We start from the raw sequence: 19,271 nt of genomic DNA, 5'->3' as shown, positions 1-19,271 counted from the left end.
AGCCTCATGAGCATGTCTACCGAAGTGGTCGCCCAGCCTGGCACGCTGGTACATGACAATCAGGGTGATGCCCAGTACCTGACTTTTCTCATCAACGGTGAGATGTTTGCCATCAACATTCTCGGGGTCAAGGAGATCATCGAATACGGCAACATCACCCCCATCCCCATGATGCCGAGTTTTATCCGGGGTGTGATCAACCTGAGGGGCGCCGTCGTCTCTGTGGTGGATCTCAACGCCCGTTTTGGCAATGCCCCCTCCAGCATCACTCGCCGCAGCTGCATCGTGATCATCGAGAACGTGCACCCGGACGACCCGGAACACGGCAATCAGGACATAGGCGTGGTGGTGGACTCCGTCTCCGAGGTGCTGACCATCCCCTGCAACGAGATTGAGCCGCCACCGAGCTTCGGAGCCCGCATCCGGGCCGACTTCATCAGCGGCATGGGCAAGGTCAACGGCAAGTTCGTCATTCTCATCAATACCGAGAAGGTGCTCTCCATCGACGAAATGGCCCAGCTCAGCGAGCTGACCCAGCAGCAGGAACGGCTGCTGGAACAAAAACCACAAACGCCATGACAACAACATAAATCAGCGTTTCGCTCCACCACACAGCAATGACATGTCGCACAAGGATAAGGCCCATGACTCAATCACTCTTTGGCAATCTGTTTGGCAACGGCAATGCTCATGCCTTGCTGCAGGAACAACTGCGCCAGTTGACTGGTGCAACCCGCACCCTGGCTCAGGGGATCCAGCAAGGCAAACAGTCCGCCCAGCTAGAACTGGACACGCTCACCGGCCCTCTCAAGGAGCTCTGCCAGGAGTTCAATGCCGTACTGGGGCTGCTGGGAGATCGCCTTGGCAGTGCGCTCGCCGCTCGCGAGGCCAATCAGGCGCTCTACGAAGAAAACCTGCGAGTGCGCAAGGCGCTGGATGGTGCCTCGACCAATGTGATGATCGCCGATACCAATTTGAACATCGTCTACATGAATGAAGCCGTGCTGGCCATGCTGGGACTGGCAGAGTCGGATATTCGCAAGGATCTGCCGAGCTTCGACGTCAGGCACCTGATGGGCAAGAACATCGATACTTTCCACAAGGAGCCCTCCCACCAGCGCAACATGCTGGCCAAGCTGGACAAGACCTACCGTACCCAGATCACGGTCGGAGGCCGCACCTTCTCCCTGATCGCCAACCCCGTTTTCAATGACGGTGGCGAGCGGCTCGGCTCCGTGGTGGAGTGGGCCGACCGTACCAAGGAGATCGCCATCGAGAATGAAGTGAAAGCCGCCAATGCCGCCGCCAAGCAGGCGGCCGCCGAAAGTCTGCGAGTCAAGAAGGCGCTCGACGGGGCCAGCACCAACGTGATGATCGCCGATACCGACCTCAACATCATCTACATGAACGAAGCGGTCAGGGAAATGCTGGGCCAGGCCGAAACCGACATCCGCAAGGAACTGCACCACTTCAGCTCGGCCAACCTGATGGGCGCCAACATCGATAGCTTTCACAAGAATCCAGGCCATCAACGCAGCATGCTGGCCAAGCTGAACAACACCTATCGTACCCAGATCATGCTGGGGGGACGCACTTTCGCCCTCATCGCCAACCCGGTATTCGGCGACGATGGCGAGCGGCTGGGCTCCGTGGTCGAGTGGTCGGATCGCACCAAGGAGGTCGCCATCGAGCGGGAGATGTCGGAAATCGTCCAGTCTGTCATCAATGGCGAACTGCACCGTCGCATGGATCTCACCGGCAAGAGCGGCTTCTTCCAGAACCTTGGGGAGGGGATAAACCGTATCGCCGAGGTGATCGACACCAGTCTCAACGACGTGATCAGGGTGGTTCAATCACTGGCGCGCGGGGATCTGACCCAGCACATAGAGGCCGATTACCCCGGCGTATTCGGCACGACCAAGGACTCCCTCAACCAGACCATCGTCTCGCTCACCAACATTGTCACCGAGGTGCTGGGGGCATCCGACAACCTCTCCAGCGCCGCCGAGCAGGTCAGCGCCACCGCCCAGTCCATCAGCCAGTCCAGCAGCGAACAGGCTTCCAGCATGGAGGAGACCAGCGCCTCCATCGAGCAGATGAGCGCCAGCATCAACCAGAACACCGACAACGCCCAGGTTACCGATGGCATGGCCAGCAAGGCCGCCAAGGAGGCCGTGGAAGGCGGCGAGGCGGTCAAGCTCACGGTCGATGCCATGAAGCAGATCGCCAAGCGGATCGGCATCATAGATGACATCGCCTACCAGACCAATCTGCTGGCCCTCAATGCTGCCATCGAGGCCGCCCGGGCCGGGGATCATGGCAAGGGCTTTGCCGTGGTAGCCGCCGAAGTGCGCAAACTGGCGGAGCGCAGCCAGGTAGCGGCCCAGGAGATTGGCGAGCTGGCCTCAAGCAGCGTCGACATGGCGGAGAAAGCGGGACGCCTGCTCGATCAGATGGTGCCCTCCATCAACAAGACCTCGGATCTGGTGCAGGAGATCAGCGCCGCCTCCGCAGAGCAGTCAACCGGCGTCAGCCAGATCAACATCGCCATGAACCAGCTGAGCCAGGTAACCCAGCAGAACGCATCCTGCAGCGAAGAGCTGGCCGCCACCGCCGAGGAGATGAGCAGCCAGGCCGAACAGCTGCAACTGGCGATGGAGTTCTTCACCCTTGAGCGGCACAAGCTCAATGCCGGCCAGAAGGTGACGGCCACCCGCACCGGCCCCCGCGGCCGCTTCATGCTCGAGAACAGTGCCGCAGAGGGTAATGGCAACCTGCCCCGACCCCACAATGACGGCGACTTTGTTCGTTTCTAACCCGGATGCGGGTGAGTGGAGCTCACCCGCACCCCGTTTGTTTCGGGAGCCCTTCCGTGTATCAGACCCAGTTGCATGATGATGAATTTGCGCAGTTTCAACGCTGGATCCACCAGACGGCGGGGATCGATCTGTCACCGGCCAAGAAGGCCCTGGTCGCCAGCCGATTGTCAAAACGGCTCTGTTACTATGAGCTGGAGAGCTACGGCGACTATTTCAGCCTGATCATGCACAACCGCGGCAGTGAACTGCAGATTGCGCTCGATCTGCTCACCACCAACGAGACCTACTTTTTTCGCGAACCCAAGCACTTCGAGTTTCTCGGGACCAAGGTGCTGCGCCAGTTGCCAAAAGAGCGGATGGTTCGGATCTGGAGCGCAGCCAGCTCTTCCGGCGAAGAGCCCTACAGCCTGGCCATGACCCTGGCCGACCATCTGGAGCTGGGTAACTGGGAAGTGATCGCCTCGGATATCTCGACCCGAGTGCTGGAACAGGCGAGAACGGGGCTCTATCCCATCGAACGGGCCCACAACATCCCGCTGCCATTGTTGATGAAGTACTGCCTGAAGGGGGTCGGCTTTCAGGAGGGCACCTTCATCATCGATCGCAAGCTGCGCGAGAAAGTTCAGTTTTACCATATCAACCTGAATCAGGAGTTGCCTGACATCGGGCTGTTCGACGTCATCCTGATCCGCAACGTGATGATCTATTTCAACCGGGAAACCAAGGGACAGGTGCTGCAGCGGCTGGTGCCGCGCCTGAGAAAAGGGGGCTATCTCATCGTCAGTCACGCCGAGAGCCTGAACGGCCTGCCCCACGGCCTGCAACTGGTATCCCCTTCCATCTATTTGAAACCTTGAGTTTTTCAGTATGAAAGAGGTCATGCTGCAACCGGGCGAGTTCTTCTTTGGGCAGGATGACGCCATCATCCGCACCCATCTTGGCTCCTGCGTGGCCATTACCATGTGGCATCCGGAGCAGAAGCGAGGTGGCATGTGCCATTACATGCTGCCCAGCCGCGGCCACAGCGCACCGAGTCTGGACGGTCGTTATGCCGATGAGGCAATCCAGCTGTTTATCCACGAAATAGGCAAGCACCCCGCCCCCATCCACGAATACGAGGTCAAGCTGTTTGGCGGCGGCAACATGTTTATAGAACAGCAAACGCTCAACACCATGAATGTGGCCATCAAGAACATCAAGGCGGCCTGGCAGCTGACCCAGCACCTGGGCCTGACCATCAAGGCCCATCATCTTGGCCATGCGGGACACAGAAGTCTGATTTTCGAGCTGGCCAACGGCAATGTCTGGGTGCGTCATCATCGCTTGCCACACCGCTAAGGGGACGGGAATGAAACAGATAAGAGTCATGCTGGTGGATGATTCCGCCGTGGTGAGGCAGGTGTTGCAGGCCATTCTCGAGCAGGAGCCCGATATCAAGGTGATTGCCACCGCCTCCGACCCACTGTTTGCACAAGAGAAACTGAAGAAGGAGTGGCCAGACGTGATCGTACTGGACGTGGAGATGCCACGCATGGATGGCATCACCTTCCTCACCAAGATCATGGCCGAGCACCCCACCCCAGTGGTGATCTGCTCCTCCCTGACCGAGAAGGGGGCGGAAACCACGCTGCAGGCGATGGCCGCCGGCGCCGTCGACATCATCACCAAGCCCACGATCGGTCTGAAAAGCTTCCTGCAAGAGTCGGCACAAGAGCTGGCCATGGCGGTGCGCGCTGCCGCCCAGGCCAATGTCAGACGCCAAGTCAGAACCCAGTCCACCACGGTCGCCCCCAAGCTCAATGCCGACGCCATCATGGCGCCGGCCAGCCAGCATGCCATGGCCCAGACTACGGAGCGGATCGTGGCGATCGGCACCTCCACCGGCGGCACCCAGGCGCTGGAGGCCGTGCTGACTACCCTGCCCCGGGTCTGCCCCGGCATCGTCATCGTGCAGCACATGCCGGAGAAGTTCACCGCCTCCTTTGCCGAGCGGCTCAACAACCTGTGCCAGATAGAGGTGCGGGAGGCCAGAAGCAATGATCGGGTGATCCCCGGGCTCGCGCTCATCGCCCCCGGCGGCAAGCACATGCTGCTCAAGCGCAGCGGCGCCTACTATCACGTCGACGTGATGGACGGCCCCCTCATCAACCGCCACCGCCCTTCGGTGGACGTGCTGTTTCGCTCGGTGGCCAAGTTTGCCGGCAGCAATGCCACCGGCATCATCATGACCGGGATGGGGGATGACGGTGCGCGCGGGCTGCGCGAGATGCTGGAGGCAGGTGCCAATACCTTTGCCCAGGATGAGGCCTCCTGCGTGGTCTTCGGCATGCCCAAGGAGGCCATCAAGCTCGGCGCCGCCCGCCATGTCCTGCCACTGCAGGATATCCATCACGCCATCGTGGGACGCTAGCAGACAGATGAGGCGACGCAGCCCGGCCTGACCCGGGCTGTGTTGTTTCAATGCGGCATGTCGTCGAGCAGGGCAAACAGGCGATCAATCTCCGCCGAGGTGTTGTAGTGCATGCAACCTATTCGCAGCACACCGTCGCTCACCCCCAGCTGCTCCACCAGCGCCAGCGCATAGAAGTGGCCGGCCCAGCTGCACACCTGATGTTGCCCCAGATACTCGGCCATCTCGGCGGGACTATGACGGCTTGAAGTGAGAGCGAAGGTAGGAGTGCGCCCCTTGCTGCCCTGAATGCCGTGCAGGGTGAACCAGGGGCGCTCGGCCAGCCTGGCCAGCAGATGCTCGCTGAGCTGCCGCTCATGGGCCTGGCTGCGGGCAAACGCCAGATCGAGGCGAGCTTCCAGCTCATGCTCGGTGCCGTCCAGCCCGGACAGGGAGGCCAGATACTCTACGGTCGCTTCTACTCCGGCCAGCGCCTCCCAGCTCTGGGTACCGGTTTCCCACTTGTAGGGCGCCACATTTTTGGCCGGCTCGACTTTGTAGGGGGTGAAATGCGCCAGGTGGCGATGCTTGCCGAAGAGGATGCCGAGGTGCGGGCCGAAAAACTTGTAGGCGGAGCAACCGAGGAAGTCGCAATCCCAGGCCTGCACATCGATGCGCTCATGGGGCGCAAAGTGCACCGCATCTACATAGAGCAGGGCCCCCACCCCGTGCACCGCATCGGCGATACGCGGAATATCGACCAGAGTGCCTGTGGTGTTGGAGGCCGCTGTTACCGCCACCAGCCGGGTTTTGGGCCCGAGCAGGCTGAACAGATGCGCATAGTCCAACCCCCCGGTCGTCACATCGACTCTTGCCTGATGCACTACCACGCCGCGATCCGCTGCCGCTTGCTGCCAGCTGGAGACGTTGGAGTAGTGATCGAGCGCGCTGACGATGATCTCGTCCCCCGCCCGCCACTCTCTGGCCAAGGCACGACTCAGCGCAAAGGTCAGGGTGGTGAAGTTGGCGCCAAACACTATCTCTTCAGCCCGCTCCGCCCCCAGCAAGGCCGCCACCGCCAGCCTGGCCCGCAGGGCCTGCTGCTCGGTCGCCCTGGCCGAGAAAAAGGGGCCGCCCAGATTGGCGTTGAAGCGGCCGAGGTAATCTGTCATGGCCGTGAGCACGGCATGTGGCACCTGGGCCCCGCCGGGGCCGTCAAAAAAAACGGGGGTTTTGCCTTCAACCAGCTGATTGAGAGCGGGAAACTGGCCGCGCAACACGGCGATATCGAGAGCCTGCATAGGATAAGTCCACAATCCATGTTAACAGTTGAATAACATGGCGAGAGTAAAATGCGGCAGCAGCAATGTCCATCAGCGAAGCGGTCAGCCATCACACTTACAAAATAAGGTGAGTTTTTTGGTATAAAACGCTGCCTGATGGCTACCGGCTGGTGCGACACCTCGCCTCGCCTCGCCACCATCGTGATCAATGCCAGACAGCAGCAGGGAAGTCGTTGATAAGCGTGAAAAATGAGCGACAAATATCAAAAAATGACCGAATGATACTTTTTTGTCGCCAGATATGCCCGCAAGGGGTTCACAAAGAGCGAAGATCTGATAGTATGCGCCTCGCACTTGGGGAGGGGTTCCCGAGCGGCCAAAGGGATCAGACTGTAAATCTGACGGCTCTGCCTTCGAAGGTTCGAATCCTTCTCCCTCCACCATTCAAGTGCAACAATCAGGAAAATACCCCGTGGAGGGGTTCCCGAGCGGCCAAAGGGATCAGACTGTAAATCTGACGGCTCTGCCTTCGAAGGTTCGAATCCTTCTCCCTCCACCATATTCCTGAACAATTTGTGTAGTACCCCTGTGGAGGGGTTCCCGAGCGGCCAAAGGGATCAGACTGTAAATCTGACGGCTCTGCCTTCGAAGGTTCGAATCCTTCTCCCTCCACCATCATTCAAGAAAACCCGGCCTAGTGCCGGGTTTTCGCTTTTCACGCATCTATCCATTTGACACTGTCAGATCTGACAATTGCCTGTGGGCCCGCTTTTAGAAACAGTATTGCCATATCGTTCAAGGACATGACCATGTTTGAGATCTGGGATGAAGCAGGGCAGGCGAAAGGATTGAACCTGCAGCAATTGCAGCAGCGGCTGACCAGCTACCGGGGTGAGGTGATGGTGCGTTATATCAACCGCATCGGCTTACCGACCACCCTGTTTCTGACGGTCGACAAGGGCCTCGCCTATCAGCGTTTCAAGGCAGACACCCCCCTGCTCGACTGGGACTGGCTGGCACAGGCCATAGAGCCAGAACAGCGCAAAACCCAATTGCTGCCGCTTGAGGCCGTTGCCCGCTGATAGTCAGCGCCCGCGATACCGTTACATGCAGAAATGAACTCAATATCGGTATTTATTTTAAAAATTCTGTCCAAGACTTTTACCACAAGCTACTCACTATAGCTGGCCATGCGGCTGGATATATTTTCTCAACTAGGCAGTATATTTCTTCAATTCCGACCATCATCACCCTCACTCATCATGACCCCTGCGAAATATCCCGCCAAGCTATGACTCCATAAAAATGACCTTAATAAAAGACATTGAAAACTCGCCATCAATATTTTTGGTCAGTTACCAAGTCTGTTTCTCATAAACATTCTATTTCCCCCTCCCCTGTGGTCCTGGTTGATGACCCCAGAGGGAACGCCACCTAAGTCCTGCCGACTTTGCTCTGCTAAGGTGGTGAGCAAGGCAGGCCGGCTAGCGGGTAATCCAATGAATGGCAACTCTCGCCAACACCTTGGCACCCGCCAGTTTGAGTGCCCAATTGTTACCAAATCATGCTGACCTGCCATACAGCGTTGAAATACTTGTTCAAGCCGACATTTAGGCACTGCCATTTAATGCCAGCATCCGGTTAACTTCTCTTCTGCATGATTACATGCAGTCAGGAAGTATTGATTTTATATAAAAAATATATTTCATCGAGGCACATCAATATATCCATCCGGCTAGTTCACCCATATTATCAGAGAATTCCTACAGAACATTCCGCGCCCCCTCCGCTATTATCCACGGCCATATCCGTCAACAGGTGAGTGCCGTGTTTGCATTTCAAGAAGAGTACCCAATGAGTGACATGGCAAGCATCCCGGTGGCCGAGCTTGCTGTGCCCTTCTATCAGCCGATCATAGGGCGGGATCATCAGGTCAAGGGCTATGAGGTGCTGGCCAGACGCTGGGGGCCGGCTCAACTGAGTTATCAGGGCATCGACTTTGCCTCCCTCAGTGAGGAGCAGTCACTGCATCTGGACATCGTCATGCTCAGAGCCGTCATGCGGGATCTGCCGACCTTGGCAAAGGCGGGCTCCTATCTGCTCTCCATCAACCTCAACCCGACCCTGAGCAGCCCCACCTATCAGAACCTGTTGTTGCTGGTGCTGATGCAGGCGCGCAAGCTGGGGATCGAGATCTGGTTCGAGGTGCTGGAACAGGCCCCGCTGCATCCTCCGCATCGGGCGCTGATCGAGGTGCTGCGCGAGCACGGTGCCCACATCGCCTGCGACGATTTTGGCACCCAGGCCTGCAACTTCCAGCGAGTGATGGCGCTACCCTACGAGATCATCAAGCTGGATCGCTCCCTGCTGCTGCAAGCCAGCAAGACACCCCATGCCCTGCGCATGCTGACCGGTCTGGTGGAGTACCTGCAGCGGCTTGGCATCAAGGTGGTGTGCGAAGGGGTCGAAACCCTGCAGCACATCGAGACAGCCAACCGGCTCGGCTGTGACTATCAGCAGGGTTACGCCTACACCATTCCTTCCCCCCTCTCCCGCTGGGCCTGAGCGGCCCATTTTACCCGTCGACTCGCGCCGGGGATGATTCCCTGCCAAATTGCATGATGCGGTGAGGGCGAGTACAATCTCGCACCCCGTTTATCCGGCCGATGCCGGGTATGCCGTGACCGGGTGGCGGTGTGAGTATCCACTCCCGGCGCAGCTCAACCCATACGACGCCATCAGGTGGCGCCGTCCTGATTTGCAATCAGACATAAGAGTCCGACATGTTTAAACCAGAATTGCTCTCCCCCGCAGGTTCCCTCAAGAACATGCGTTACGCCTACGCCTATGGCGCCGATGCCGTCTATGCCGGCCAGCCCCGCTACAGCCTGCGGGTGCGCAACAACGAATTCGATCACGAGAACCTGCAGCTTGGCATCAACGAAGCCCATGCCCTAGGCAAGCAGTTCTACGTGGTGGCCAACATCCAGCCCCACAACTCCAAGCTCAAGACCTTCATCCGCGACATGCGCCCTGTGGTGGAGATGAACCCGGATGCGCTGATCATGTCCGACCCCGGTCTCATCATGATGATGCGTGAAGCCTTCCCCGATATGCCCATTCACCTCTCGGTACAGGCCAACGCGGTCAACTGGGCCACGGTGAAGTTCTGGCATCAGATGGGCCTGACCCGTGCCATCCTCTCTCGCGAGCTGTCGCTGGACGAGATCGAAGAGATCCGCATGCAGGTCCCTGAGATGGAGCTGGAAGTGTTCGTCCATGGGGCGCTGTGCATGGCTTATTCTGGCCGCTGCCTGCTCTCCGGCTACATCAACAAGCGCGACCCCAACCAGGGCACCTGCACCAACTCCTGCCGCTGGGAGTACAAGGTGCACGAGGGTAAAGAGGACGAGGTGGGCCAGATCGTCCACCGCCAGGAGCCCATCGCCGTGCAGAAAGTGGACCCGACCCTGGGTGCCGGCAAACCGACCGATGCGCTGGTGCTGCTGGAAGAGTCCAACCGCCCGGGCGAGTACATGAGCGCGTTCGAGGACGAGCACGGCACCTACATCATGAACTCCAAGGATCTGCGCGCCGTCGAGCACGTGGAGCGGCTGACCAGGATGGGCGTCCATTCGCTGAAGATCGAAGGCCGTACCAAGTCCTTCTACTACTGTGCGCGCACCGCCCAGGTCTATCGCAAGGCGATCGATGATGCGGTAGCCGGCCGGCCGTTTGACCGCAGCCTGATGGGCACCCTCGAAAACCTGGCCCACCGCGGCTATACCGAGGGTTTCCTGCGCCGTCACAACCACAGCGAATACCAGAACTACGACTACGGCTACTCTGTCTCCGACACCCAGCAGTTCGTCGGCGAGATCACCGGTCGCAACGGCGACATGGTGGAAGTCGAGGTGAAGAACAAGTTCCTGGTGGGCAACAGCCTGGAGCTGATGACCCCGCAGGGCAACCTCAGCTTCAATCTGGAGCAGATGCAGAACCGCAAGGGCGAACTCATCGACACAGCGCCGGGCAACGGCCACGTGGTCTACGTGCCGGTTCCGAAGGAAGTGGACGTTAACTACGGCATCCTGCTGCGCAACCTCGGCGAGCGCGAGGACACCCGTCAGCCCCACTCGGCCGCCTGAGATGTCCCTGCTCATCACCGACAAGTGCATCAACTGTGACATGTGCGATCCCGAGTGTCCGAACCAGGCCATTAGCCTTGGCGAGGAGATCTACGAGATCGACCCCAGTCGCTGCACCGAGTGCGTCGGTCACTACGAGAAGCCGACCTGCATCAGTGTCTGCCCTATCGACTGCATCATCTGGGATCCCGCCCACGTGGAGACCGAAGATCAACTGATGGAAAAGTTCGTGCGGATGCACAGGCAGTAGCACCGGCATCAGCATCTGCGCCACATGGACTGCATCCTCCGGGATCCCCTCCATATGGTGGAAACCGAAGAGCAGCTGATGGAGAAGTTCGTGCGGATGCACCGGCAGTAACATCGGTAATCTGCAGGTCGCAACAACATCATAAAAAAAGCCCCGCATGCGGGGCTTTTTCACGTTTGGTGCTCACGGCAGCTAGACGTATTCCATAAAGACCCGGGAGGTGAGCTTGGTGATGAGCTCGTAGGGGATGGTGCCAATCTGGTCGGCCACCCGCTCCACCGGCAAGCCCTCACCCCACAGCACCGCCTCGTCGCCCGCCTTGTCGGTGGCGCGTGGGCCGAGATCCACCGTGGTCATGTCCATGGAGACCCGCCCCACCAGGGGTACGATGCGGCCATTGACCAACACAGGCGTGCCGTTGGGGGCCATCCGTGGATAACCGTCGCCGTAACCGATGGCGATGACCCCGAGCCGGGTATCGCGATCCGACACCCAGTTGGCGCCATAGCCCACCGGCTCGCCCGCCTTGTGATCCCGCACCGCAATCAGTTGTGTCTTGAGGGTCATCACCGGCTGCAGGTCGTAATCCGCCGCCACCGTATTGGGGAAGGGCGAGACGCCGTAGAGGATGACGCCCGGGCGCACCCAGTCGCAGTGGGAATCCGGCCAGGCCAGGATGCCCGCCGAGTTGGCCATGGCCCGCTCGCCCTTGAGCGGCGCGGTCAGCTGGCTGAACAGGTCGATCTGCTCGCGGGTGGTGGGCTGCTCCAGCTCATCGGAGCGGCTGAAGTGGGTCATGATGTTGAACGGCTGCACCACGTTCTTGCACTTGCCGAGCCGTTCGATAAAGGCAGGCATCTCGTCGGCCCGTACCCCGAGCCGGTGCATACCGGTGTCGAGCTTGAGCCAGGCCACCACGGGGGCAGGCAGCTCGGCCTGCTCCAGCGCCTCGAGCTGCTCCCAGGTGTGCACCGCGGTCTGCAGGTTGTTGGCCGCCAGCACCGGCAGGTCGGCGGCGCTGAAGAAGCCCTCCAGCAGCACGATGGGCTTGACCACGGCGCAGGAGCGCAGCATCAGCGCCTCTTCGATGCGGGCCACCGCGTAGGCGTCCGCATCCACCAGGGTGCGGGCGACCGGCAGCAAGCCATGGCCATAGGCGTTGGCCTTGACCACCGCAATGATCTTGCATTGGGGAGCGTGGCGTTTGACCACGGCGAGGTTGTGGCGCAGGGCCGCTGTATTGATTTGGGCGATAGCCGCTTTCATCTGTTTTCCCTTACGAGGGCATGATAACGCGCCAACGCGTCAGGCACCGGGTGGTGTCAGCCCTCAAATGTCATCGTCTAAGGCCGGACCGGCAGAATTGTCGAACCGGGAAAACTGTTTATGGAACTCTCTTTACCATCATCAGGGTGACGCACGCAGAGCGGGTCACCTGATGATCAGTAGTCATCATCAAACGCCGGACCCGCGTAGTTGTCAAAACGCGAGAACTGCCCCTGGAAGGTGAGCCGCACTCTTCCTATCGGGCCGTTACGCTGTTTGCCGATGATGATCTCGGCGATCCCCTTGTCGGGACTGTCGTCGTGATAGACCTCGTCGCGGTAGATGAACATGATCAAGTCCGCATCCTGCTCGATGGAGCCCGATTCCCGCAGATCCGAGTTGACCGGGCGCTTGTCGGCGCGCTGTTCCAGGCTTCGGTTAAGCTGGGAGAGCGCCACTACCGGGCACTGCAGCTCTTTCGCCAGCGCCTTGAGGGAGCGGGAGATTTCACCGATCTCTAGGGTACGGTTGTCGGAGAGGCTCGGCACCCGCATCAGCTGCAGGTAGTCCACCATGATCATGCTGATGCCGCCGTTGTCCCGCGCCACCCGACGGGCGCGCGAGCGCACTTCGGTCGGGGTCAGGCCGGAGGAGTCGTCGATATACATCTTGCCCTTCTCGAGCAGCAGCCCCATGGTGGAGGAGAGACGGGCCCAATCCTCGTCGTCGAGCTGACCGGTCCGCACCTTGGTCTGGTCGATGCGCCCCACCGAGGCGAGCATACGCATGATGATCTGCTCGGAGGGCATCTCGAGGGAGAAGATAAGCACCGGCTTGTCGGCGGTGAGCGCCGCGTGCTCGCACAGGTTCATGGCAAAGGTGGTCTTGCCCATGGAGGGACGGGCCGCGACGATGACCAGATCCGAGCGCTGCAGGCCAGCGGTCATCTTGTCCAGGTCGTTGTAGCCGGATGAGACGCCGGTCACCCCGTTGTGGGGGGTTTTGAACAGCTCTTCAATCTTGTCGACGGTCTGCTCGAGGATGAGCTTGAGCGGCTGGGGGCCCTCGTTGGCGCTGGTGCGCTGCTCGGCGATCTGGAACACCTTGCTCTCGGCAAGATCCAGCAGATCGTTGGAGGTACGCCCCTGGGGCTCGTAACCCGCTTCGACTATCTCGTTGGCGACCGAGATCATCTCCCGCACCACCGCCCGCTCACGCACGATCTCGGCGTAGGCGCTGATGTTGGCGGCACTCGGGGTGTTCTTGGCGATCTCCACCAGATAGGCGAAGCCACCGGCCTCTTCCAGTTGCTCGGAGCGCTCGAGCTCCTCCTGGAGGGTGATGAGGTCGATGGGGTTGCCCGCATTGGAGAGGCGGGTCATGGCCTGGAAGATCAGGCGGTGCGGGCGGCTGTAGAAATCCTTGTCGATCACCCGTTCGGCGACCCGATCCCAGGCCTCGTTGTCCAGCATCAGGCCGCCCAGTACGGACTGTTCGGCCTCAAAAGAGTGGGGAGGTACTTTCAGCTGTTGTGTCTTGGCGTCTTTTTTCGCCGTCACTTGCTCTGCCATACACATAAAAACCGCAGCGGGAAGGGGACGGGAATTTTACAAAAGAAACCCCGCCATCGCGAGCGCAAATACGCGCTATTCACTTCTCTGTGGCCCAACCGCCCTCCTGTTGGTTGCTGCCATCGCCTCCTGATGTCCGTTGCCGCGCAAAACGGGGCTCAAACCACGATAAAGGGCCAGACCAGGGTCAGTTCCCCCTTGCTCTGTCTGGTTTTGCTACGCAGTTTGCGCTCCTTGCGGCTCAACCGTCTGTTTTTCATGGGACACACTCCTGCCATTGATACCCACACGATGTGGTTCTTCGTTCATGAATAATTCATGCCAATCATGGTACATATCGCCCCAAGCTGCGACACATTTAGGGACATGCAGCCTGCCATGCGCCTCGCTGAGCTTGCCAAAGCAGAGCATGCCCCACCCACAGACGAGAGTGAAAAGAGTCAAAATGAAAAAGATGCTGACCCTGTTTGCCGTGATCCTGGCCATTGGCCTGGGGGCACCTCACGCCGAAGCCAAGAAGTTTGGCGGCGGCAAATCCTTCGGCAAGAGCTACAAGACGGCACCGGCCCAGCCCGCCGCCAAGCCGGTCGACACCAAGAATCCCACAGTGGGCGCTCAGGCCCCCAAGAAAAGTGGCATGATGGGTGGTCTGCTGGGTGGTCTGCTGGCCGGCGGCCTGTTCGCCTACCTGCTGGGCAGCGGTGCCTTCGAAGGCCTGCAAGGGATGGACTTCCTGCTGATCGCCCTGCTGGCACTGGGCGGCGTGTTCCTATTCCGCACCCTGCGCAAGGGCAAGATGGCGGCATCACAACAGCAACAGACGGCCTATGCCGGCTACCAGCCGCCCCAGAGTGCGGCTCCCCAGCAGTTCGAGCAGAACCACAGCGCCCCGCAGGCCACCGGCTTTGCCGACAGCGACGTGCCGTTCCGCCTGCCGCCAGGTTTTGACATGAACGGTTTCCTGGCCGGTGCCCGCGATCACTACCGCACCCTGCAGGAAGCCTGGAACAAGAACGATCTGGAGAAGATCCGTGAATACGTCAGCCCCGAGCTGTTCGAGCAGCTCAAGGCCGACCGCGCCGAGCTGACCGGTGAGCAGCATACCGAGGTGATGTATGTGGATACCCAGCTGGTGCGCGCCGACTACGGCAGCGACTGGGCCCAGGTGAGCGTGCGCTTCAGCGGCCGCTACATGGATCGCCAGGAGCAGGTTGAGGAGGACATCAAGGAGGTGTGGCACCTCGAGCGCAACCTGGCCAAGGACAATGCTCCCTGGCACATCGTCGGCATCGAGCAGCTGTAAGCTCGACCAGCCAGTGATGACGGATAAAGGCGGCCTGCGGGCCGCCTTTGCTTTTTGGTGGGTCGCTGAAGCCCCTTGTGGTGGCTAGGAGATTGAGGTGTGATTGTGTAGTATGTCCGACCTTTTTTTGTTCAATTGAACCTTCACGAGGCGTGGTACATGGTGTTCCCCTTTCTGCGTAGCAGCAACATGCCTCGTCTCCTGGCCAGCCTGCTCTGCTGCGCCATCCTGATCCTCATCTCCCTTGCCACCCTCTACTGGCAAACCTGGTCGATGACCCGGCAGCAGGCCCAGACCGCCGCCGAGCGCGCCATCACGCAGATCGACAGCGCGCTCTCCCATTCGACCCAGGCGGCCAGGGCGGCCCTGCCACTGGCCAGCCGCCCCTGTCGCGAGGTGGCCCGCGAGCTGCGGGTGCTGGTCGCCACCTCCCCCTATGTGCGCTCGATCAACCTCTCCCGCAACGGCCGCCTCTACTGCTCCTCCATCTTCGACGAGATCGATCTCGAGGACCGGCTGCAGGACGATCGCCACGAGCGGCTCAGGCTGGAGGCCGTGACCCGGCTCGGACGCAAGCCGTCGCTGCTGTTTTATCACCTGAGCGAGGGGAACAACGCCGTGGTGGTCGCCATCAACCCCTATCACCTGAGCAAACCGCTGCAGTGGCGCCTCGCCGGGGCGCACAGCTGGGTACAGATAGGCGAGCAGTGGCTCGACCTGCGTGGCAAGGTGCATGATGGCCAACCGCCCAGGCTGCGGGGCTTCAACTACCGGCTCGACTCGGCGGCATTCAACTACAGCCTCAATCAGGGATTTCCGCTGAGCGCCGTGCTGACCACCACCTTGCAAAAACAGAGCACCATCATACTGCTGATCCTGCTCCTGGGAGGGCTGGCCGGCCTCGCCACCTACCGCTGGTGGAGCCATATTTCGACCCCGACCCAGGAACTCAGACGCGCCATCATCAAGCAGGAGTTCGTCCCCTATCTGCAACCCATCGTCGTCAGCCAGAGTGGCCAGCTGCACGGCTGCGAGGTGCTGATGCGCTGGCAGCATCACAGCCAGGGGCTGATCCGGCCGGATCTCTTCATCCCGCTGGCGGAGGAGAGCGACCTCATCATCCTGATGACCCAGACCCTGATGCAGCAGGTGCGGCTGCAGTTCGCCCCCCATGCGGCAGCGCTGCCACCCCGCTTCCACTTCAGCTTCAACATCTGTGCCCGTCACTGCCAGCAGTTGAGCCTGGTGGATGACTGCCGCACCTTTCTCGCCGCCTTCGCCGCCAACGAGGTCACCCTGGTGCTGGAGCTGACCGAGCGCGAGCTCATCACCCCCAACCAGCTCACCGGGCAGCTGTTTGACGAGTTGCGGCAGATGGGGGTCAGGATAGGGCTGGACGACTTTGGTACCGGCCACTCCAGCCTCACCTATCTGCAGCAGTTTCATGTGGACTATCTCAAGATCGACCAGAGCTTCGTCGCCATGATCGGCACCAACGCCCTCTCCCGCCACATTCTCGACAGCACCATCAACCTGGCGACCCGGCTGGGGTTGAAAACCATCGCCGAGGGGGTCGAGACCCGGGAGCAGGCCGACTTCCTCACCGAGCGTCACGTCGACTACCTGCAGGGCTATCTCTATGGTCGCCCGCTCACCCCGCAACAATTTCTGCAGCGGCTGAACATCATTTCAACGCCCTGAATCCTGCCCGGGTACGGCAGGGTTGCATCGCCCGCCGTGCTGATGGAAAATCCCCGCCGCGCCCCTGTCCTGCTGCGCAAAATCACGCAAACGTTTATTTGCTTTATTAATGTGCAGTAGCTCAAAGGAATCAGCTCTGTTTATTTCCAATTATTACTTTTTGCCTAGAATCGCCACACTCCTGTCATGCAGGAACGATATACAGGACTATAACAACAAGAGGAATATTACCGATGAAGAAGACGCTACTGGCCGTCACCGTCTCTATTACCCTGTTCGGGCTGACCGCCTGCAATTCAGAAAACAGCAGCAAGGAACATATTCCGCTGGATCTGACCATTGCCCACATCAATGATACCCACGCCCACCTCGACCCGACCGAAAATGCCCTGGCGATCCAGCCGAGCGGGCAGGAGCTGTTCAAGTTCAACGCCAAGCTGGGCGGCTATCCGCGTCTGAAGTTCAAGCTGGACGAGCTGCGCAGCCAGGCGGCCAGCGAAGGCCGCAACTTCATGGTGCTCAACGGTGGTGACGCCTTCCAGGGCACCCTCTACTTCACCCAGTTCAAGGGGGAAGAGGAGTCCCGACTGCTCTCCGACATGGGTATCGATGCCATGGTGCTCGGCAACCATGAATTCGATCTGGGCAACCAGGCAATTAAAGACTTCGTCTCACGGGTGAATTTCCCGGTATTGGCTTCCAATATGGTGAAATCCAGTAGCGCCACCCTGAAGGACAGCGAGAATATTCACGAATATGTCATTAAGGAAGTCAATGGCGAGAGCGTGGGTATTTTCGGACTGGTGCTGGAAAATATGCATGATATTTCCTCACCGGACAAAGACACCCAATTCCTGCCGATGATTGAGACCGCCCAGAAAATGGTCGATACCCTCAAGTCCAAGGGTGCCAACAAGATCATCATGGTCACCCATATCGGTCTGCAAAATGACCAGGCGGTCGCCAAGGCCGTCAACGGCATCGACCTGATCGTCGGCGGTCACTCCCAGACTTTCCTCGGCGATATCACCGAGCTCAACAGCATCGGCTACACCGCCCACAACCAGAACCCGGCCGACGACAACACCTATGCCCAGATCGTCAACAACCCGGACGGCGGCAAGACTTGTATCGTGCAGGCCGGCGAATGGGCCAAGGGCTACGGCCTGGTCAACGTCTCCCTGAGCAAGGAAGGCGAGCTCACCAAGTGTGAAGGGCGCAACACCCTGATGACCGGCGACGACTTCACCAAGGAAGTGGCCAAGAAGAAGGTGCCGCTGAGCGGCACCGAGCAGACCAACGTGGTCGACTTCATCAGCAAGTCCCCGGTCATCGAGATCGTGCCGGAAGACACCGCCATGCGCGACGTGATCGACACCGAGTACAAGCCGGCCGTGGCCGAGCTCGAGGCCAAGATCATCGCCGACGTGCCGACCAAGCTGCCCCACGTGCGCGTGCCGACCACCCCGGACGGCGCCGGCCTGATCGATCCCCTGGTGGCCGAATCCCTCTACTGGAAGCTCAACAAGCTCAACACCAAGGTGGACTTCACCATCCAAAACGCCGGTGGCGTGCGTGCCGACGTGAACGCGGGCCCGCTCTCGGTCGGTTACGTGATGGGGACCCTGCTGCCGTTTGGCAACAAGATCGCCGCCTTCAACCTCAAGGGCAAGGACGTGCGTGCCACCCTGGAGTACGCCGTTGACTACTCCATCGGTCTGGAGACCGGGATCGCCGCCTCCAGCGGTGCCTTCCCCTACGTCGGTCACCTGAGCTACACCTACGACGGCAAGCTGGCCAAGGGCTCCCGCATCACCAAGCTGGAGATGCTGGACGCCAACGGCCAGTGGCTGCCGCTGGATGACGAGAAGGTCTACCGCGTTGGTGCCAACACCTACATCGCTTCCGGCAAGGATGGCTACAGCGGTCTGCTCAAACGCGAAGAGCTGCCCAACAAGGGTGACTACGTCGACTCCGGCGTGGGCGAGAACGAGATGTTCATGGAGTACGCCGAGTCCCATGGCACCCTCAATCCGCTGCCCTATGCGACCGTGACCTACTACAAGCCCTGATCCGGCTCACAAGCTGTTGCAACGGCGCCTGAGGGCGCCGTTTTTATGGCATACTCCCTGCCAATCGATGCCGAGGAGACCCTTTGATGGCGAAGTACGACAAAATTTCCCCCGAGACCCAGCAGGAGGCGATGAAAATTGCCCGCGCCAACCAGAAACCGGGACAGACCAAGGAGCAGACCCAGCTGATCGCCCAGGGGATCCAGAAAGGCATAGACGAATACAAGAAGCAGATGAAAGCGCGGGCCCGCGAGGCCAATCGCCAGAAAAAACTGCAGGCCAAGGCCAAACAGTCTCACCCAGCGCAGCAGGATGAGGAGCAGGACGACATCGTCGAACTGGTGGAAGTGACCCGCCAGCATCCCCTGCCCTGGCTGCTGCTGGTATTGAGCTGGCTCGGCTTTGCCGCCTGGTACTGGCTGCGCTGAGACGCCGCCGGCAAACCTTTGCCTGGGATCTTCTTCACAGC

General features: G+C 59.9%; 16 protein-coding genes, 3 tRNA genes and 1 pseudogene. 17 read left to right on the top strand and 3 right to left on the bottom strand.

From position 1 onward, the window contains the following. Positions 1-6 precede the first annotated feature (6 nt). The 5 genes from AB5Y95_RS20070 (at position 7) to AB5Y95_RS20050 (ending at position 5,229) form a co-directional block, all read left to right on the top strand. Positions 7-579 (top strand): chemotaxis protein CheW, encoded by a 573-nt coding sequence (locus AB5Y95_RS20070; RefSeq protein WP_017763910.1) that lies wholly within the window; start codon positions 7-9, stop codon positions 577-579. 65 nt (positions 580-644) lie between these two features. Continuing rightward, the gene (locus AB5Y95_RS20065) at positions 645-2,816 is read left to right on the top strand and encodes a methyl-accepting chemotaxis protein (RefSeq protein WP_368161893.1); all 2,172 of its coding nucleotides are present in this window, start codon (positions 645-647) and stop codon (positions 2,814-2,816) included. 56 nt (positions 2,817-2,872) lie between these two features. Beyond that, a complete protein-coding gene (locus tag AB5Y95_RS20060; RefSeq protein WP_010634880.1) occupies positions 2,873-3,676 on the top strand; it encodes a protein-glutamate O-methyltransferase CheR in 804 nt (267 codons plus the stop codon). A gap of 10 nt (positions 3,677-3,686) precedes the next feature. Continuing rightward, positions 3,687-4,157, top strand: coding sequence for a chemoreceptor glutamine deamidase CheD (cheD, locus tag AB5Y95_RS20055; protein WP_005303792.1), 471 nt, complete (start codon positions 3,687-3,689; stop codon positions 4,155-4,157). 10 nt (positions 4,158-4,167) lie between these two features. Next, entirely contained in the window at positions 4,168-5,229 is a 1,062-nt protein-coding gene (locus AB5Y95_RS20050) for a chemotaxis response regulator protein-glutamate methylesterase (protein WP_054544228.1), read from the top strand. A 47-nt stretch (positions 5,230-5,276) separates the two neighbouring features. Here the strand turns inward: AB5Y95_RS20050 and AB5Y95_RS20045 are convergent, their stop codons facing one another. Beyond that, on the bottom strand, positions 5,277-6,509 hold the full coding sequence (locus AB5Y95_RS20045; protein WP_181969435.1) for a cysteine desulfurase-like protein: 1,233 nt from the start codon (positions 6,507-6,509) through the stop codon (positions 5,277-5,279). A 340-nt stretch (positions 6,510-6,849) separates the two neighbouring features. On the opposite strand from AB5Y95_RS20045, the gene AB5Y95_RS20040 reads away from it, so the two are divergent. From AB5Y95_RS20040 to AB5Y95_RS20005, 8 genes and pseudogenes are all read left to right on the top strand, one after another. Then, positions 6,850-6,934, top strand: a tRNA-Tyr gene (locus tag AB5Y95_RS20040). A gap of 31 nt (positions 6,935-6,965) precedes the next feature. Continuing rightward, positions 6,966-7,050 (top strand) — tRNA-Tyr (locus AB5Y95_RS20035). A gap of 31 nt (positions 7,051-7,081) precedes the next feature. After that, positions 7,082-7,166 (top strand) — tRNA-Tyr (locus AB5Y95_RS20030). A gap of 134 nt (positions 7,167-7,300) precedes the next feature. Continuing rightward, positions 7,301-7,573: a hypothetical protein gene (locus tag AB5Y95_RS20025; RefSeq protein WP_368161892.1), complete on the top strand. Its 273-nt coding sequence runs from the start codon at positions 7,301-7,303 to the stop codon at positions 7,571-7,573. A gap of 745 nt (positions 7,574-8,318) precedes the next feature. Beyond that, positions 8,319-9,056 (top strand): EAL domain-containing protein, encoded by a 738-nt coding sequence (locus tag AB5Y95_RS20020; RefSeq protein WP_368161891.1) that lies wholly within the window; start codon positions 8,319-8,321, stop codon positions 9,054-9,056. Positions 9,057-9,274: 218 nt separating this feature from the next. Beyond that, the gene (yegQ, locus tag AB5Y95_RS20015; RefSeq protein WP_005303943.1) at positions 9,275-10,639 is read left to right on the top strand and encodes a tRNA 5-hydroxyuridine modification protein YegQ; all 1,365 of its coding nucleotides are present in this window, start codon (positions 9,275-9,277) and stop codon (positions 10,637-10,639) included. Between the two features lies 1 nt (position 10,640). Then, positions 10,641-10,889 carry a YfhL family 4Fe-4S dicluster ferredoxin gene (locus AB5Y95_RS20010; protein ID WP_017787727.1) on the top strand — a complete coding sequence of 83 codons (249 nt, stop codon included), beginning with the start codon at positions 10,641-10,643 and terminating at the stop codon, positions 10,887-10,889. 24 nt (positions 10,890-10,913) lie between these two features. Then, positions 10,914-11,000: pseudogene (locus tag AB5Y95_RS20005) on the top strand (ferredoxin); the annotation flags it as partial. An 81-nt stretch (positions 11,001-11,081) separates the two neighbouring features. Here the strand turns inward: AB5Y95_RS20005 and alr are convergent. Both alr and dnaB read right to left on the bottom strand, forming a co-directional pair. Then, positions 11,082-12,155 (bottom strand): alanine racemase, encoded by a 1,074-nt coding sequence (gene alr, locus AB5Y95_RS20000; protein ID WP_368161890.1) that lies wholly within the window; start codon positions 12,153-12,155, stop codon positions 11,082-11,084. A gap of 176 nt (positions 12,156-12,331) precedes the next feature. Beyond that, positions 12,332-13,726 (bottom strand): replicative DNA helicase, encoded by a 1,395-nt coding sequence (gene dnaB, locus AB5Y95_RS19995; RefSeq protein ID WP_010673258.1) that lies wholly within the window; start codon positions 13,724-13,726, stop codon positions 12,332-12,334. Between the two features lie 445 nt (positions 13,727-14,171). Between dnaB and AB5Y95_RS19990 the strand changes: the two genes are divergently transcribed. From AB5Y95_RS19990 to AB5Y95_RS19975, 4 genes are all read left to right on the top strand, one after another. Continuing rightward, complete coding sequence (locus tag AB5Y95_RS19990; RefSeq protein ID WP_017784371.1) at positions 14,172-15,029, top strand: Tim44 domain-containing protein; 858 nt, start codon at positions 14,172-14,174, stop codon at positions 15,027-15,029. A 159-nt stretch (positions 15,030-15,188) separates the two neighbouring features. After that, positions 15,189-16,730: an EAL domain-containing protein gene (locus AB5Y95_RS19985; RefSeq protein ID WP_368161889.1), complete on the top strand. Its 1,542-nt coding sequence runs from the start codon at positions 15,189-15,191 to the stop codon at positions 16,728-16,730. 233 nt (positions 16,731-16,963) lie between these two features. Continuing rightward, positions 16,964-18,802, top strand: coding sequence for a bifunctional UDP-sugar hydrolase/5'-nucleotidase (locus tag AB5Y95_RS19980; protein ID WP_368161888.1), 1,839 nt, complete (start codon positions 16,964-16,966; stop codon positions 18,800-18,802). Positions 18,803-18,888: 86 nt separating this feature from the next. After that, the gene (locus AB5Y95_RS19975) at positions 18,889-19,230 is read left to right on the top strand and encodes a DUF2956 domain-containing protein (RefSeq protein WP_017763904.1); all 342 of its coding nucleotides are present in this window, start codon (positions 18,889-18,891) and stop codon (positions 19,228-19,230) included. The last annotated feature ends 41 nt before the right edge of the window (positions 19,231-19,271 follow it).

Source organism: Aeromonas sp. R5-3 (assembly GCF_040908225.1).
Classification (GTDB): domain Bacteria; phylum Pseudomonadota; class Gammaproteobacteria; order Enterobacterales; family Aeromonadaceae; genus Aeromonas; species Aeromonas dhakensis.
This window is presented reverse-complemented; position numbering and strand designations above follow the sequence as displayed.